The sequence below is a fragment of the Streptomyces sp. NPDC005752 genome, from assembly GCF_040630715.1.
Lineage (GTDB): Bacteria > Actinomycetota > Actinomycetes > Streptomycetales > Streptomycetaceae > Streptomyces.
The window spans coordinates 1-15,923 of sequence record NZ_JBEXYB010000015.1 but is presented as its reverse complement, the minus strand read 5'-3'; the positions used below and the strand labels follow the sequence as shown (position 1 = coordinate 15,923).

Sequence of the window (15,923 nt, the reverse complement as noted above, 5' to 3'; positions counted from 1 at the left end):
CTGGTCGTGGTTCCGTGGCCTGTGCTTGGATTCCGGGGTGAACATCGAGAGTTCCGGAATACCCGACCAGCGGGCGAGCCCGCGCGTCCGGCAGAGGACCGACGGCGATTTCGAGGAGTGCGTGCGGGTCCTCGCGGCGGTCCATCAGCTTGACGGCTACCCGGTGCACTGGCCCGATCAGCCCCGCGAGTGGCTGTCACGCGGCCCCCTGCTGGGTTCCTGGGTCGCCGAACTCGCGGGCCGCACGGTCGGTCACGTCACTTTGTCGCAGGGCGGCGAAGGTGATCTGGCCCCGACGCTGTGGAGCGAGCTGAACGGGGCCGCGCGGGGTGGGACCGCCGTGGTCGGCAGACTGTTCGTCGATCCGCAGGCGAGGGGACACCGGATCGGTGCGCTGCTGATGGGTCAGGCGCAGGAGGAAGCGCGGCGTCGTGGTCTGCACCCGGTGCTCGACGTCGTCACGTCCGATCGTGCCGCAGCGGCCCTCTACGAGCGGCTGGGCTGGGAGTTGATGGCCACGGTCGAGCAGCAGTGGAGCCCGGACCTGACGGTTGCCGTCCACTGTTACGCGGCGCCGTCGTGACGGGGGCCGGTCGCAGCCACTGGTCGACGGCGGCGAGGACGGTCGCCTCGTCACGGACCGAGGGTCTCTCGTGCCGGACGGCCACGGTGCGGTGCGCCATGAGGCGTTGACGTCGCGGGTGCGCGCCCGGCCGGCCTCCTCCTGGACGGTGCGTGGATCGTGCGTCGTCGCGGGCACAGGGATCCGGGGCAGGAAGACCGGCGGTGTGCCGCCGGCCGGCCGGGTGCGACGCGACACCCGGCGGCCGACGCGCTCACACCCTGCGGTGCAGCAGGAACGCGATCAGCACCTCCATCTCGTGCGCGGCACAGGGGTCGAGAGGCACGCTGCGCAGACAGGCGCGGGCGGCATCCAGCCGGCGGCGGGCTTCGTCCAGAGTGGCGGTGCGGCCACCGCACGTTTCGACGAGTGCGGCCGCGCGCATCGCACCGGCCTCGTCGAGGGGCAGCGGGGAGTCCAGGAGTGCGGCGAGCTCGCTGGTGCGGGGGCCGTCACCGGCGAGGGCGGCCAGTACGGGGTAGGTCTTCTTCCGCTGTCGCAGGTCGCTGTGCACGGGCTTGCCCGTGACCGCCGGGTCACCCCAGATGCCGAGCAGGTCGTCGACGGCCTGGAAGGCCACCCCGAGATGGCGTCCGGCCTGGTCCAGTGCGGTGACGGTAGGGGCGGGTGCCCCGCCCAGGAGCCCACCGAGCGCCGCCGCGCAGCCCAGCAGGGTGCCGGTCTTGAGTTCCGCCATGGCGCGGTACTCGTCCATCCGGACAGCCTCGGGCCCCGTCCAGGGGCGGGCCGCGAAAAGAAGGTCCTCCGCCTGGCCGCGGACGAGCCCGCTCAGTGTCTCGGACAGCCGGCACACGGCCGCTGCCGTGTGCGGCCCCGGTGCCTCGGCGAGTGTCTGCACCGCCAGGGCGAAGAGCGCGTCGCCCGCGAGCACGGCGGGGCCGGTGCCGTACGCCTTCCATACGGTCTCCCGCTGCCGCCGGGTCCCGTCCCCGTCCATGATGTCGTCGTGCAGGAGCGAGAAGGTGTGGACCAGCTCGACGGCCACCGCACCGGCCACGGCGCTCTCACCGGGGGCTTCCGCGGCCTCGGCGCACAGTACCGCGAGGGCTTGGCGAAGCCCCTTGCCCTCGTACGACCCGTCGGCGGGCCCACCGCCGACCTCGCACCAGCCCAGTGAGAACGCGGCCATCTCGCCCAGCCACGGATGGAGCCGCTCTATCGCGGCGGCCAGGGAGGGGCGCACCAGGTCGCGACAGCGAGCGAGTATGCCGGGAGCCGTGGCCGCGGGCTCCGGTGACGCGGTGTCCGACCGCGCCGCTCTCCCGCCGCCGGCGGCTTCGTGGGGCGCGGCGTCGTACGCGGTATCAGCGGGGACGGTCGTCGGGGAGGTCATCGCGTCGCCGCCTCCTCGACGCGGTGCCCCACGTCGGGCAGGGGGCCCACTCCCAGTTCGACGGATGCCTTGTCGACCATGTCCCGGGCGTGCCGCAGACCGATCCGGTCCAGGGCCCGGCGAAGTGCCACCAGTTCCACGACGGTCTCCGCCGGGTTCCGTCCGAGCCGGGCCAGCGACTTGGCGAGCCCCAGCCGGGAGAGAGCGACCCCCCGCGGCTCGTCCATCTCCCGGAACTCCGCGAGTGCCTGCTCGTAGGTGTCACGGGCCTGCGGGTACTGCCCCGCCCGGTAGTGCACGTTGCCCCGCATCTTGTGGTTGTAGGCCAGCGCACTGGACAACTTCATCTCACGGCACATGGATTCGGCCTCCGTGAGCAGCGTCAGCGCGCGCTCCACATCGCCGTCCCGTACGGACACCACGTCGGCTATGCCGCGCAGCGCCCAGGCCCGGCCCCTTCGGTCATCGGCCCGGCCCGCAGTCTCCGCAGCCTCCTCGAAGAGGGCGAGCGCCCTGTCGTACGAACCGGTGTTGCGGTGCATCTGGGCTATCCCCTCCAGCGCCCACACGGTGTGCCTGGCCTCGCCGCGCCTCCGGGCCTCGGCGAGCAGTTGCTCGTGCAGTTCCCCGACTGCCTGGTAGTCGCCCTGGATGCGCCCGGTCTCCGCGAGGCCCGCCAGCGAGTAGCCGCGAACCACCACGTCGCCCCCGCGTTCGCCCATCTCCGCCGCGAGCCCGAGCAGCCGGTACGCCAGTGCCAGCGAGCCCCGCTGGCGGGCGAGGGTGCCACCGCTCCACAGCGCCCAGGCCATCGCCCCGACGTCACCCGCCGAACGCGCCGCACGATAACTCGACTTCCACGCCGCGTCCGCTTCCGCCACCCGTCCCAGCCGCCGGTACGCTTCCGCGACGGCGAGCCCGCAGCGCGCCATCTCCCGCTGCTCCCCGGCACGTTCGGCTGCACGCAGCTCTTCGATTCCCCTCGCCAGTACCTCGGTGAGGGAGGAGTTCACCGACAACGAGCCGAGCGCTCCCTGGTACTCCGGAGCGAACGCCTTGTCCTCCGGCCGATTCTGCTGAGTCACCCGTGCCACCCGCTCACTGTCTCGCCTGTCCACTGAACACTTGTCGCCGGCGGTGGTCGTCCGCCGTCAGTGATCAAGACGGTATGAGCGGGCGGGGGTTCCACGAATCCCTCTCCCAGTCGGTCCTGGGTCATACCTGAGGGCCACACGAGAGCGTGAACTAGTCAGCGCGATGGACGCCGCGACGCGCCGCGGGTACTTCCGGAGGGCCGGTGGAGACCCGCCTGCCACGAGTGTCGACGTCCGGATCGCATGCAGTCGGACCGGCGGTCTGCCCTGCCCCGACTTCGTGGAGCGGAACCGGACCGACGTGCGGCCGGGAGCCCGAGCGGGCGCACGGCCGCCGGCTCGGCACGAGCCCCTCTCCGGAGCCGGCCGGGGCGGCACGCGCGAGGCGTTCGCCCGGGAACCCCGGACGAACGCCTCGAGTCGTACAACCTCAGGAGTTGAAAGCCGGTCAGGCTTCCTCGGCGGCCGTGGTCCTCGGCGCCGGTACCGCGGCCGGGCCCCCCGGCTCTTCACGCCGTGACCTGTGGGACATCCAGGCGGCGACCAGGGCACCCGAGATGTTGTGCCACACCGAGAACACGGCGGCCGGAAGCGCGGCGAGCGGGCTGAAGTGAGCCGTCGCCAGTGACGCGGCCAGCCCGGAGTTCTGCATGCCGACCTCGAAGGCCATGGCGCGGCTGGCCGGACGGCCGAGCCCCGAGAGCTTGCCCGCCGCGTAACCCAGCGCCAGGCCGAAACCGTTGTGCAGCACGACGGCGATCAGGACGGTCACGGCGGCGGACTTGATGACACCGGCGCTGCCCGCCACGACGGCGCAGACGATCGCGGCGATGGCCAGCGACGACAGCCAGGGCATGAGGCCCAGCACCCGGTCGACCAGCTTGCCCGCGACCAGCCGCACCACCAGACCGCCGAGGACCGGCAGCAGCACCGTCTTGAGGATGTCCGTGATCATCGAGCCGGCGTCCACCGGAAGATAGGCGCCCGCCAGCAGCAGCGTGAGCGGCGGCGTCACCAGCGGGGCGACCAGGGTGGAGACGGTGGCGACGGAGACCGACAGCGCCACGTCACCACGGGCCAGGAAGGTCACCACGTTCGAGGCCGTGCCGCTCGGCGCGCAGCCCACCAGGATGAGCCCCGCCGCCAGCTGCGGCGGCAGCCCGAGCAGATGCGCGATGGCCCAGCCGAGTCCCGGCATGATGACGTAGTGCGCGACCAGGCCGATTGCCACGGCCCACGGACGCTTCGCCACGCCCCTGAAATCGAGTGGGGTCATCGTCAGCCCCATGCAGAACATGACGATCCCCAGCAGGTACGGAACCGATTCCGTCCAGCCGTCGAACGTCCCGGGCGTGACGAGACCGGCTACGCCCGCCACGAGCACCAGGACGGGGAACACCGTGACGGCGCGCCTCGCCGCCTTGTCGTCGGAGGCCGGTTGATCAGGGGTTATCTGTTCGGTTTGCACAGGCGCGATAAGACGCCGCAGGCATGGGGCTCCGCAAGCGAGTCTCATCATGCGGACGAGATGTCCAGGATGCGTCTGCCTGGACCCGCTCGGCCTACTTGCCCGAGCCGACCGGCGTCACGGCGATGCGGGAGCCGGAGCCGGAGTCCGCAGCACTGTTGACGGACAGTGACATGCGATGCGAGTGGGTCTCGTTCGGCGGAGTCACCACCGCCGAGGTGAAGGTGACGCCCGAGCCGCCGCTGGTGTTCGGCGGGAAGTACAGCGAGAAGTGGGTGTTCTCCCCGGGGGCCAGTGTGACCGTCGGGGCCGGCCGGCCGCTGCGGCGCTCGGCGCTCACCGTGCCGTCCTTGCTCTTCAGGTCCAGGCCGGGGAACCCGCGCATCGAGCAGGACGCGGACCCGGTGTTCTTCAGACCGATCAGCAGCTCGCCCTCCGCCATGCCGCCCGAGCTGCTGAACGCGAGGTCCGCGGTCCGGCATGCGTCGCCGGACGCCGAGACGGAGGAGGAAGCCGACGAGGAGGCCGGGCCCGAGGCGGATGCCGAGGCCTGGGTGTCCCCTCCGCCGGAACCTCCGGAGCCTTCCGTGGCGTCGGGGCTTGCGGATTCGCCGGTGGCGGAGGGACCTTCGGTCGAGGCGGACGCCGCCGGTCCGGTGCCGCCGCCGTCACTGCAGGCAGTGAGGGAGAGGGCTGCCACCGCCGCGACGGCAATGGCGGCGGATGTCTTGCGAAGGCGCATGAGTTCCCCTTGGTCAGGTGCCGGCCGCGCTGTTCCGCGCCGGCATACACGTGCGCGGAACACGCACGACGCGCGAAGGGCCGAGCGCCGGGCCGAAGATCATCACGTGGTTACCCACACGGGCCCGCCGCGCAACCATGACATGCTCATGCCCACCAGAAGCCCCGGCATGTACGTCGGACCCCGCTTGCCCGGGGATGCGGAGAGCCGCGCTTGCGGGCAGCGTGGGGGAGTGCCGCAGCTGCTGAGAACCCAGTGGATCCCCGTAGGCCTCATCGTGCTGGCCGTGGTGGCCGACCTGGTCACGCCGCACGACGTGACGTCGGCGCCTCTCCTCGTGGCCGCACCCGTCGCCGCCGCGCCGCTGTCCGGCGTACGCGGGATCATCGGCGTCGGGCTCACCGCGATGGCCGTACACGCGTTCCTCGCGCGGCTCGACGGCACCTTCGGCTGGCGCGCGGGCGTGGCCAACCAGGTGACCCTGGCGGCCGTCACCGCACTCGCCGTCCTCATCCACCGCACGCTGCGCAGACAGGACGCCCGCGCCCGGCGCGCACAGCACGTCGCCGCGGTCGCCCAGCGAGCCGTACTGCCGAGGCCCCCCTCACGCCTGGGAAACCTCCACATCGACGCGCGCTACGTGCCGGCCGAGAGCGAGGCCCTGATCGGCGGAGACCTGTACGTGGTGCAGAACACCCCGTACGGAATCCGGGTCATGGTCGGAGACGTGCGGGGGAAGGGACTCGGGGCGGTCAGTGCCGTCAGCGCCGATCTCGGCGCCTTCCGTTACGCGGCGGACGAGGCAGAGGACCTTCCCCAGCTGGTCGCCCAGCTGGAGAGGGCCCTCCTGCGCGAGGGCGGCCGTCGTGGTGGCCAGCAGCAGGAGGAGGGCTTCACCACGGCCCTCATCGCGGAGTTCTCGCCGGACCTGGAGACCGTACGCCTGGTCAACCGGGGCCACCCGCCCCCGGTGCTCCTCGACGCGACGGGCCGCGCCAGGCTCCTAGAGGCGTCCGAGGAGTCACCCCCGCTGGGGATGAGTGACCTGGGTGTCTGGACCTCACCGGTCGACAGCTTCCCGTTCCCGGCCGGCTCCACGCTGCTCTGCTACACCGACGGCGTCACCGAGTCCCGCGACGCCACCGGAGGGTTCTACGACCCCGTTTCCCGGCTGCCCCTCGTGCTCGGCGGGCGGGAACGGGCCGGCGGCCGCCTCGCGCCGGGGCAGATCCTGGACATGCTGATCCAGGACGTCCGGCGCCACGGCGCCGGCCGGCCCCAGGACGACCAGGCCATGCTGGCCCTGCACCGGCCACGCGCCGGGCCCGAACCCGTACCGCCCGGCAGGACCGCCCCGGCCGCGGCCCCGGGCTGACGGCGCTGCCGGGGGCCGCGGGCGTGGACGCCGCTCCACCGGGACGGTTCGCCGCCCGGGACCGTTTGCGACGTGACGGGCTGGACATGATCGGTCCGTGACGGAGAGTCCTGACCCCATGACGTGGACCCTGAAGAGTGAGCGGCCGGAGGCCGCCGGCTACCTGACGGTCCGGTGCCGCACCTACGTGCAGCCCGACGGCAAGGAGTCGGACTGGGACATCCTGTACGGCTCACGGACGGTGGCCCTCGTCGCGTTCACCGAGGGCGGCCGGGGCATCCTCGTACGCCAGTTCCGCCCCGGTCCCGGCAGGGTGCTCGCGGAACTCCCCGGGGGCATGATCGAGCCCGGTGAGGACGTGCTGCACGCGGCGGCACGGGAGCTCCTGGAGGAGACCGGATACCGGGCGGGGACGGCCGAGGTCGTCATGCGGACCTATCTGGCGTCCAACGCGACCCATGTGCGGTACGCCGTGCTGGCCAGGGGCTGCCGCAAGGTCGCCGCCCCCACACCCGACGCGGAGGAGTTCGTCGAGCCGTTCACCCTGGCCGAGGACGCGTACGTGGATCACCTCCTCGGCGGCGAGTACACGGACGCGGACGTGGGTCTTGCGGGACTCGTCGCGGCGGGCCTGCTGCTGCGGAGCAGCTGAGACACCACCACCCGTGTGGCACCGGAGTGAGCTTGAGGTGCGTGCGGTTCACCCCGCGTCCACACTCGGATCATGCACGACAAGAGGGTGCCTCCGGGCACCGGCCGGGCCGCGGCCGGCCCCACCGCCGGTCAGGGCAACGCCAACCAGACGCTTGCCCTGGCGGCGATGCTTTTCGCCGTTTCGATGACGTTCATCGACCAGACGATCGTCTCCATCGCCGCTCCGAGCATCATCGACGAACTCGGCCTCTCGGCCTCCGGGATGCAGTGGGTCGTCAACGCCTACCTGCTCGCCCTCGCCGCCTTCTTCGCGCTCGGCGGACGGCTGTCCGACATCATCGGCCACCGCCGGGTCATGCTGGGCGGGACTCTCCTGTTCGTCGTCTCCTCCGTGCTGTGCGGATGTGTTCCGGCCGGTGACTTCGCGCAGACCTGGCTGATCGTCTTCCGCGCCACGCAGGGGCTCGGCGCGGCACTGATGTTCCCCGCCGCGCTCGCCGTGGTCATCGCGGTCTTCCCCGTCGAGAGGCGCGGCCGCGCCCTGGCACTGTTCTTCGGCCTGTCAGGTGCCCTCACCGCGGTCGGGCCGTTGCTCGGCGGATGGCTGACGGCGTGGACGTGGCGGGCGATCTTCTGGGTGAACGTGCCGATCGCCGTCATCGCCCTGGTCCTGGCAGCCATGGCCCACATCCCCGAGACCCGCCGGCGCGAGAAGCTCGACGTGCCCGGCGCCGTCCTCGTGGCCGTGGGCATGGGACTGAGCGTGCTCGGTTTCCAGCAGGCCTCCGCGTGGGGCTGGAGCAGCGTCGCCACCTGGGCGTGCATCGTCGGAGGCATCGTGGTCCTGGTGGCCTTCTGCCGCTACGAACTCGGGGTGCCGGAACCGCTCATCACACTGCGGGTCTTCCGCGACCGGGCGTTCACCGTCGACACGCTGGTCCTGTTCTTCGCGATGCTGGCCTTCGTCCCCGTGTTCTTCTTCGCCTCCGTGTACGCGCAGGTCTCGCTGAGCGCCTCGCCGAACCAGGCCGCGCTCTACCTGCTGTACTTCTTCATCGGTTTCGGGATCGCGTCGCAGTGGGGCGGGCGGATCCTGGACCGGCGCGGAGCCCGTCCGGCGATGAAGCTCGGCACGGCGCTCGGTGCTGTGGGCTTCGCCCTGTGGGCGAACAAGTTGACGGACCTCTCGATCCACGACCAGTGGCCGTACGCGGCACTCGCCGGCGCGGGTATCGGTCTCCTCCTCGCTCCCGCCTCCACCGACGCGGTGAACCGGTCGATCGGAGCGTCGTACGGCGAGGTCACGGGCATCACCCAGACCGTGCGCAACTTCGCGGCCAGTATCGGGATCGCCGTGTTCGGGACGGTCCTCACCCATGTCACCACCGACCGGGTCGTGGAGACGCTCACGTCCGAGGGGGTCCCGGCAGGCCCGGCGCACGACGCCGCCAGATCGGTCGCGGAGGCCGTCACCGGGAATCCGGACGCGCAGGAGCCGGCCGGCGACGGCCGGGTGGCCACGCTCATGCGGGACTCGATGGACGCGATCAGGCTGGACTTCGCCGAGGCGAACCAGTGGGTGTTCTACGGGATGGCCATCGCGCTCGCCGTCGCGTACCTGTGCGCGCTCAGGCACCCCGGCACCCGGGTGACCGCGGAGGCGGCCGACCGGGCATCCGGGGAACCGGGGCCGGGCGCCCGGTGAGAGGGTGGCTGACGGGGGCAGGGGGCGGACCACCACCCGCGCGCCGAAGATCACAGCGGCCACGGGTGTGCGCCGGTTCTCGAAGGGGAGGCGTGGCGTATGCACCCATGGACTCTCGCCGACATGCCCGACCTCTCCGGTACCACCGCCGTGGTCACGGGGGCCAACAGCGGAATCGGAGCCGTGACGGCGCTCGGTCTGGCCCGCTCCGGGGCCCGGACGGTCCTCGCCTGCCGTGACCCCGAGCGTGGCAGGCGCGCGCTGGACGCCGTACGCCGTGCCGCGCCGGACTCGGACCTCAGGCTCGTCGGTCTCGACCTGGCGGACCTCTCCTCCGTCGCCGAGGCCGCCGGCCGGATCGCGAAGGAGACCGACGGCAAGCTCGACCTGCTCGTCAACAACGCCGGGGTGATGGCGCTGCCCCTCATGCGTACGGCCGACGGATTCGAGATGCAGTTCGGCACCAACCACCTCGGCCACTTCGCTCTCACGCACCACCTGCTGCCTCTGCTCGGGGTGGGAGGCATGTCGCGGGTCGTTACCGTGTCGTCGCTGGCCCACCGCATCGGCCGCATCGACTTCGACAACCTCAACGCCGAGCGCGGTTACGACAAGTGGCGCGCCTACGGGCAGTCCAAGCTCGCCAACCTGCTCTTCACCGCGGAACTCCAGCGCAGGGCGGACGCCGCCGGCAGGCAGGTGCTCGCACTGGCCGCGCACCCGGGTCTGTCCGCGACGGAGCTGGGGCAGGCGGGCCCGAGGCTGGCCGGACGGACCTGGGCGGCACGGCTGGAGCGTGCGACGCGCGTCTACACACAGCCGGCGTCCGCCGGGGCACTGCCCACGCTGTACGCGGCCACCCTGCCGACGGCGCTCGGCGGGAGCTACTACGGCCCCCGGCTGCTCGGCGAGACCCGGGGAGGCCCCGCACCGGCACGCCTGTCGTCCCGGGCCCAGGACATGACCACGGCACTCGCCCTCTGGGAGGAGTCGGCGCGCCTCACCGGAACAGCCGCCGACGCCATCTGAGCGCGACGCCGCCCTCGTCCTGCCCGGCGGGCGGACGAGGGCGGCGGGAGCGGACTCAGACAGCCGCCAGCCGGAGGTCGGCGCCGCCGGCGCGCAGCCCCTCGGCGGCTGCCTCCGCGAGGCCGGCGTCGGTGACGACGGTGTCGAACGCGCTGAGCGGAGCCACCCGGAACTTGCCGAACGTCCCGTACTTCGACGAGCCCGCGACCAGCACACTCGACCCCGTGCACTCCATCGCCGCCTGCTTGACCTCCACCTTCGCGGCCGAAGGCGTGGTCACCCCGCGCAGCAGATCCCAGGAACTGGTGCTGATGAAGGCGATGTCCAGGGCGAGCTGCCGCAGGGTCGTGGCCGCGAGCCGGCCCACGCTCGACCGGTTGGACGGGTCCACCTGCCCGCCGATGTGTATGACGTCGAGGTGCGACGAACCCATCAGGCGGTCGACGGTCGTGAAGTCGTTGGTGACGACCGTCAGCGACTCGTGACGCGCGAGCAACGGCACCATGGCCAGCAGCGTCGTGCCCGCGTCGAGGTAGACCGTCATACCCTCCCGCACCAGCCCGGCGGCGGCCGTGGCCATCGCCTGCTTCTCGGGCTGCTCTATCAGGGACTTGGCCTGGAAACTGGGCTCGCTCTGGAGGTGACTGGCGATCCGCGCCCCTCCGGGTACGGAGAACACCAGCCCCCTGCGCTCCAGTTCGGCGATGTCGCGGCGGACGGTCATGTGGGAGACGCCGAAGAGCTGGGTGATCTGCTGCACGCTCAGTACTCCGTCGCGCCGCAGATGCTTCAACAGGAGCTCGCGCCGTTGATCGGGGATCAGGGGCAACTGCTCTTCGTCGGCCACTGCTTCTTACCTTTCCTCACGCGACCACCGCGGTCGCTGCTCGATTGTGCCGCCCCGGCCCGCGCCGTCCCAACAGGACGCGGCGTTCAGGACCCGACGAACGTGCTGAGCAGGAGCACTCCGCCGAGACTGAGCAGCGACTGCAGGGACAGCATCAGCGTCCAGGTGCGGAACGTCTGGGCCACCGAGAGCTGGTAGTACTCCTTGAACAGCCAGAAGCCGGAGTCGTTGACGTGCGACAGCATCACCGCGCCCGACGCCGTCGCCAGCACCAGCAGTTCGGGGGAGAGCCCCGGGTAGGCGCCGATCAGCGGGGCGACGATTCCGGTGGCGGCCGCGGTGGCGACCGTGGCGGAGCCGAGGCAGATGCGCAGCAACGCGGCGACCAGCCAGGCGAGCAGCAGCGGGGGTATCGACCAGCCCACCGCGTAGTCGGAGATCAGCTTGTCGATTCCGGTCGCGGTGAGCATCGCCTTGAGACCGCCGCCGGCGCCGAGGATCAGTACGATCCCGCCGACCGGGCCGAGGCCCTTGCCCGCCATCTTCTGGAGCTGGTTCAGACCGAAGCCGGAGCGCAGACCCAGGGCGAAGAAGGCGAAGATCACCGCGGCCAGCAGGGAGATGACCGAGGAGTCGCACGCCTCGAAGACGGCGTAGGGCAGCGAGCCCTCCGCGGTGTTCGCGGTTCCGACGGTGCCGATGAGCATCAGGACGGGCGGCAGCAGCACGGTGATCAGGGCGAGCACGAAGGACGCGGGCCGCTTACGGTTCTCCGGCTCGGGGCTCGTCTCCGGGATGGGGCCCTTGTCCAGGTCCGGGGCCGGGCCGAACCACCGCGAGACGAACTTCGTCAGCAGTGGTCCGCTGATCACCGCGATCGGGATGCCGATGATCAGGCCGTAGAGGATGGTCAGGCCGGTGTTGGCCCCGTACGCCGAGACGGCGAGGGTGGGGGAGGGGTGCGGCGGGAGCAGGCCGTGCGAGATGTAGAGGCCCGCCGCGAGAGGCAGCCCGACGTACAGCAGGTGGGTGCCGGTGCGCTTGGCGACCGCGTACACCAGCGGTACGAGCATCACGAAGCTGACGTCGAAGAGGTGCGGCATCCCGATGAGCAGGGCGGCGGCCGTGATGGCCGTCGGGATCCACTTCACCGGCCGGGCGCCGATGAAGACGGTGGCGATCCGGTCGGCGCCGCCGGAGCCCAGCAGGATGCCGCCGAGGATCGTGCCCAGTCCGATGGTGGGGCCGGTGCTCTTCAGCGCGTCGCCGAAGCCGTCCTGGAAGTGGTCGACCGTGTCGCCGGGGCCGAGTCCCGCCGCGAGCCCCAGGCCCAGGGCGGACAACGCCAGCGCCAGGAAGGGGTGGAGCTTGGCCTTGGTGATCAGCAGGATCAGGACGACGACCGCGGCCGCGCCCAGCAGGAGGTTCTGGAGGTCGGTACTCATCATCGGCTCGCGTGGGGGACGGAGGTGCCGGTGGCGCGGGAGGCGCGCCCGGAGGTCCAGGCGTGGAGCAGGTCCGCGTCCGGGTCGGCGAGGTCGCCGAGAGTGATCAGGGCCCCGGCCCGGACGTCACGTCCGAGCGTGGCGTGTGCGGCGAGGTACAGCGGAGCCGCGTCGGCGGGAGCGTCCTCGTCACGCAGCAGGACGGCCTGGACGCCGGTGACGTCGTGGTGGTGGCCGCCCATGTCCAGCACGGTGCCGACGGGCAGATCGGCCTCGGCCCGTCCGGCGAGCATGGCGTGGGCCCGCGGGTCGGTACCGCCGGAGGGCCGGCCCTGGAGCACCGCGGACAGCAGCGAGACCGGCGTCTCCACACCCATGAGGTGGTACGGCAGGTAGACCGCCGCGTAGCGCCCGTCCCTGCTGACCACGTGGCCCTTGCCGCGCAGCGTCTCCCAGGTGACCGGGTCACCGGTCCGTACGACGACGAAGACGCCCCCGGCGAACGAGGCCTCGTCCGGCAGCCGCAGCGCGCTGAACACGTCGACGGCGCCGGGGCGGTGCAGCACGCCGCCGTCCTCGCGCAGGGAGTAGACGTCGGCCAGCTCGGCGATCCGGGCGACCGGGTAGTGCAGGCGCTCGACGTCCGGCCGGAAACCGGTGTTCGTCGCGACCACCGCCATCTCGCAGTAGTCGGCGGTGGCGCCGGTCGGCAGCGCGGTCACGGCGGCCGCGCGGGCGGCGAGCGTGGCGCGTACGTCGGATCCGAGGCCGAGCAGCCCGCCCATTCCGGGAGCGGGGACCGTGGTGTCGAGCTGGGTCACCGAGCCGGTGGCGGGGTCGAACACGAGGTCGTACTCGCTGGACTTGCCGATCGCCACGATGTCCAGGCCCAGCAGTTCCGCCCAGGTCACCAGGGCGATGAGGTTCGCCGGCTGGTCGCCGTCGGCCGTGGTGTAGACGACGCCGTTGTCGTTGGCCAGATCCGCGAGGTGCAGCCCGGCGACGGAGTCGACCTCCTTGCTGACCATGGCGACGTGGCGTCCGCCGGCCAGCGCCTCGCGAGCCATCGCATAGCCGTCGGCAGGGCTCCCCGTGGCCTCCACGAGGATGTCCCAGGGGGCCGCGGACAGCAGTGCGCCGTCCGCGACCAGGGCGACGGCCCCGGCTTCCGCGGCCCGCGCGACCTCGTCGGCGTCCGCACAGACGGCCAGGCGTTCCGCCTCGTACCCGAGCTCGACGAGCATGCCGCGCAGCCGCTCCACGTCACGGTCGCACAGGACGGCAGGGGCCAGACGTCCGATGCGCGGGGTCTGCGCCAGCAGGGTCCGGGCGAAGCCGCCGCCGGCTCCGGACAGTGCGTAGCGCACGGTCCGGTCGCCGGTTCCGGCGAACAGGTGATGCAGATTCATGGGCTCTCCTAGGCGGGCACACGGCTCGGTTCGAACGGCTCCGGCAGAAGCGGTCTCGGCCACGGCACGAGCACCACAGGGGAGCGTGTTAACAAGATGTACCAGTAGATATCGCCTGCGTAAAGTCTGTTAACATTTTTTCACACACGAGTTGCCGGGACACTCCACCTGGCACCGCCCCCCAACGCAAGGAGGTCCGATGCCGACCCTCGGGGCCATCGCCGACGACTTCACCGGAGCGACCGATCTCGCGACCATGCTGGTCGCCCGGGGACACCGGACCGTGGTGACCGTGGGCCCGGACGCCCTCTGTGACGGCCCGGGGGCGGCGGCCGTGCGGAACGCCGACGCCGTGGTGGTCGCGCTCAAGTCGCGCACCGCACCGGTGGAGGAGGCCGTCGGCACGTCACTCGCGGCCCTGCGCGCCCTGCGGGAGTCCGGCTGCCGGCGCTTCTACTTCAAGTACTGCTCCACCTTCGACTCCACCCCGCACGGCAACATCGGTCCGGTGGCCGACGCGCTCCTCGCGGAACTCGGCGAACGCCGCACGGTCGTCGTGCCCTCCTTCCCCGCCACCGGACGCACCGTCCACGAGGGGCGCCTCTTCGTCCACGGCGAACTCCTCGAAGAGAGCCCCATGCGGCACCACCCGCTCACGCCGATGCTCGACTCCCATGTCGGCCGGCTCCTCGCCCCGCAGACCGCCCACCCGGTCCGCCTCGTCGGGCTGGACACCGTGCGGCAGGGCAGCGACGCACTGCGCGCCGCTCTCGACGCCCCGGAGCTCGCCGACGCCCTCGTCGTCGTGGACGCGGTGAGCGACGAGGACCTGGTGACCGTCTGCGCGGCCACCGCGCAGCTCACCCTCGTCACCGGTGCGGCGGGCCTGGCCCTCGGGCTCAGCGGCCCGCACGCCGAAGCCGCCCGTGCCACGCCCGCCTCCCGGCCCGGCGACCCCGGCGTCGTCCTCTCCGGCAGCGCCTCGTCCGCCACCCGGGCCCAGGTCGCCCACGCGCGCGCCCACCTGCCGCACCGCAAGCTCGACGTCGCCGCCCTGCGCGCCGACTTCACCGGGGCGGTCGCCGGGCTCGTCGACTTCGTACGCCGGTCCTGGCAGGACGAGCCGGGGAAGCCGCCCCTGGTCCACGCCGTAGAGGACCTCGGCGACCTCGAACAGACGGCGCCCGACGGCGGCCCCGCCGCCTCGGAGCTCGTCGAGCGGGCCCTCGCGACCTGCGCCACCGCCCTGGTCGCCGCCGGCGCACGCCGCATCCTCGTCGCCGGGGGCGAGACCTCCGGCGCCGTCGTCACGGCCCTCGGGGTCCGCACCCTGTCCATCGGCTCGCCCATCGCCCCCGGCGTCACCTGGGCGCGCGCCGAAGGCCGGGTCCACGGTCAGGACCACACCGTGGACCTCGCCCTGAAGTCGGGCAACTTCGGCGACACCGCCATCTTCACCGAAGCCTGGAGCGCGCTGGCATGAGCGACCCCCGCAGCGACCTCGCAGCAGCCGGCGCCCGGCTGGCCGCCCTGGGGCTCAGTCCGGGTTCCTCCGGCAACCTGAGCGTCCGGGCCGACGACCGCATCCTCATCACCCCCACCGGCGCCGACCTCGCCGAGGTCGACCCCGACGGGCTCAGCGTGCTCGGTCTCGACGGCACCCACCTCGACGGACCGCGTCCGTCGAAGGAGTTCCCCCTGCACAGCGCGTTCTACCGGCGGGACGCCGCCACCCGCGCCGTCGTACATCTGCACGCCCGGAACGCCACGGCGGTGTCCTGCCTCCCCCCGTGGTCCCCCAGGAGCGCGGTCCCGCCGCTGACCCCGTACTTCGTGATGCGGGTCGGGCAGACCCCGCTCGTTCCGTACGCCCCGCCCGGCGACCCGGACCAGGCCGAGGTCCTGGCCCGGCTGCCCTTCCCGCTCCGCGCGGCACTTCTCCAGAACCACGGACCCGTCCTCGCGGGCCCCACGATGGCCCGCGCCGTCGACGCGGCGGTGGAACTGGAAGAGGTGTCCGCCCTGCTCCTGTCGCTGGGGGAGCGGTCCCCGCGGCTTCTGACGCCGGAGGAGGCGGGCGTGCTCGCGCAGAAGTACGACTCGCCGTGGGGCGAGCGCTGAACCGCTGAGGGGTGCCACGACGGCGGCGGCGGCCGGGTGAGGAGCGTCTCACCCGGCC

General features: G+C 72.2%; 14 protein-coding genes. 7 read left to right on the top strand and 7 right to left on the bottom strand.

The features are described from left to right. Nucleotides 1-121: 121 nt before the first annotated feature. Nucleotides 122-583 carry a GNAT family N-acetyltransferase gene (locus ABZ441_RS14820; RefSeq protein ID WP_358973231.1) on the top strand — a complete coding sequence of 154 codons (462 nt, stop codon included), beginning with the start codon at nt 122-124 and terminating at the stop codon, nt 581-583. 253 nt (nt 584-836) lie between these two features. Here the strand turns inward: ABZ441_RS14820 and ABZ441_RS14815 are convergent, their stop codons facing one another. The 4 genes from ABZ441_RS14815 to ABZ441_RS14800 all read right to left on the bottom strand — a co-directional run bounded on the left by ABZ441_RS14815 (nt 837) and on the right by ABZ441_RS14800 (nt 5,280). Further along, nucleotides 837-1,976 carry a polyprenyl synthetase family protein gene (locus tag ABZ441_RS14815; protein ID WP_358972906.1) on the bottom strand — a complete coding sequence of 380 codons (1,140 nt, stop codon included), beginning with the start codon at nt 1,974-1,976 and terminating at the stop codon, nt 837-839. After that, the gene (locus ABZ441_RS14810) at nt 1,973-3,061 is read right to left on the bottom strand and encodes a tetratricopeptide repeat protein (protein ID WP_358972904.1); all 1,089 of its coding nucleotides are present in this window, start codon (nt 3,059-3,061) and stop codon (nt 1,973-1,975) included. The genes ABZ441_RS14815 and ABZ441_RS14810 overlap by 4 nt, the downstream gene beginning before the upstream one ends. Before the next feature lie 457 nt (nt 3,062-3,518). Beyond that, entirely contained in the window at nt 3,519-4,538 is a 1,020-nt protein-coding gene (locus ABZ441_RS14805; RefSeq protein WP_358972901.1) for a bile acid:sodium symporter family protein, read from the bottom strand. A gap of 94 nt (nt 4,539-4,632) precedes the next feature. Then, nucleotides 4,633-5,280 (bottom strand): DUF4232 domain-containing protein, encoded by a 648-nt coding sequence (locus ABZ441_RS14800; protein WP_358972899.1) that lies wholly within the window; start codon nt 5,278-5,280, stop codon nt 4,633-4,635. Between the two features lie 232 nt (nt 5,281-5,512). On the opposite strand from ABZ441_RS14800, the gene ABZ441_RS14795 reads away from it, so the two are divergent. The 4 genes from ABZ441_RS14795 (at nt 5,513) to ABZ441_RS14780 (ending at nt 10,043) form a co-directional block, all read left to right on the top strand. Then, nucleotides 5,513-6,655 carry a PP2C family protein-serine/threonine phosphatase gene (locus ABZ441_RS14795; RefSeq protein WP_358972896.1) on the top strand — a complete coding sequence of 381 codons (1,143 nt, stop codon included), beginning with the start codon at nt 5,513-5,515 and terminating at the stop codon, nt 6,653-6,655. Nucleotides 6,656-6,773: 118 nt separating this feature from the next. Next, nucleotides 6,774-7,307: an NUDIX hydrolase gene (locus ABZ441_RS14790; RefSeq protein WP_358972894.1), complete on the top strand. Its 534-nt coding sequence runs from the start codon at nt 6,774-6,776 to the stop codon at nt 7,305-7,307. A 168-nt stretch (nt 7,308-7,475) separates the two neighbouring features. After that, complete coding sequence (locus ABZ441_RS14785; protein ID WP_358973228.1) at nt 7,476-9,014, top strand: MFS transporter; 1,539 nt, start codon at nt 7,476-7,478, stop codon at nt 9,012-9,014. A gap of 99 nt (nt 9,015-9,113) precedes the next feature. Next, nucleotides 9,114-10,043 carry an oxidoreductase gene (locus ABZ441_RS14780; RefSeq protein WP_358972891.1) on the top strand — a complete coding sequence of 310 codons (930 nt, stop codon included), beginning with the start codon at nt 9,114-9,116 and terminating at the stop codon, nt 10,041-10,043. A gap of 55 nt (nt 10,044-10,098) precedes the next feature. Here the strand turns inward: ABZ441_RS14780 and ABZ441_RS14775 are convergent, their stop codons facing one another. From ABZ441_RS14775 to ABZ441_RS14765, 3 genes are all read right to left on the bottom strand, one after another. Next, nucleotides 10,099-10,890, bottom strand: a complete 792-nt coding sequence (locus ABZ441_RS14775; protein WP_358972888.1) for a DeoR/GlpR family DNA-binding transcription regulator — start codon at nt 10,888-10,890, stop codon at nt 10,099-10,101. 86 nt (nt 10,891-10,976) lie between these two features. Continuing rightward, nucleotides 10,977-12,335 (bottom strand): gluconate:H+ symporter, encoded by a 1,359-nt coding sequence (locus ABZ441_RS14770; RefSeq protein ID WP_358972885.1) that lies wholly within the window; start codon nt 12,333-12,335, stop codon nt 10,977-10,979. Further along, on the bottom strand, nt 12,335-13,744 hold the full coding sequence (locus ABZ441_RS14765; protein WP_358972882.1) for a homoserine dehydrogenase: 1,410 nt from the start codon (nt 13,742-13,744) through the stop codon (nt 12,335-12,337). The genes ABZ441_RS14770 and ABZ441_RS14765 overlap by 1 nt, the downstream gene beginning before the upstream one ends. Nucleotides 13,745-13,943: 199 nt before the next feature. On the opposite strand from ABZ441_RS14765, the gene otnK reads away from it, so the two are divergent. After that, the gene (gene otnK / locus ABZ441_RS14760; protein WP_358972880.1) at nt 13,944-15,227 is read left to right on the top strand and encodes a 3-oxo-tetronate kinase; all 1,284 of its coding nucleotides are present in this window, start codon (nt 13,944-13,946) and stop codon (nt 15,225-15,227) included. Next, complete coding sequence (locus ABZ441_RS14755) at nt 15,224-15,865, top strand: class II aldolase/adducin family protein (RefSeq protein ID WP_358972877.1); 642 nt, start codon at nt 15,224-15,226, stop codon at nt 15,863-15,865. Before otnK ends, ABZ441_RS14755 begins: the two co-directional genes overlap by 4 nt. Nucleotides 15,866-15,923 lie beyond the last annotated feature (58 nt).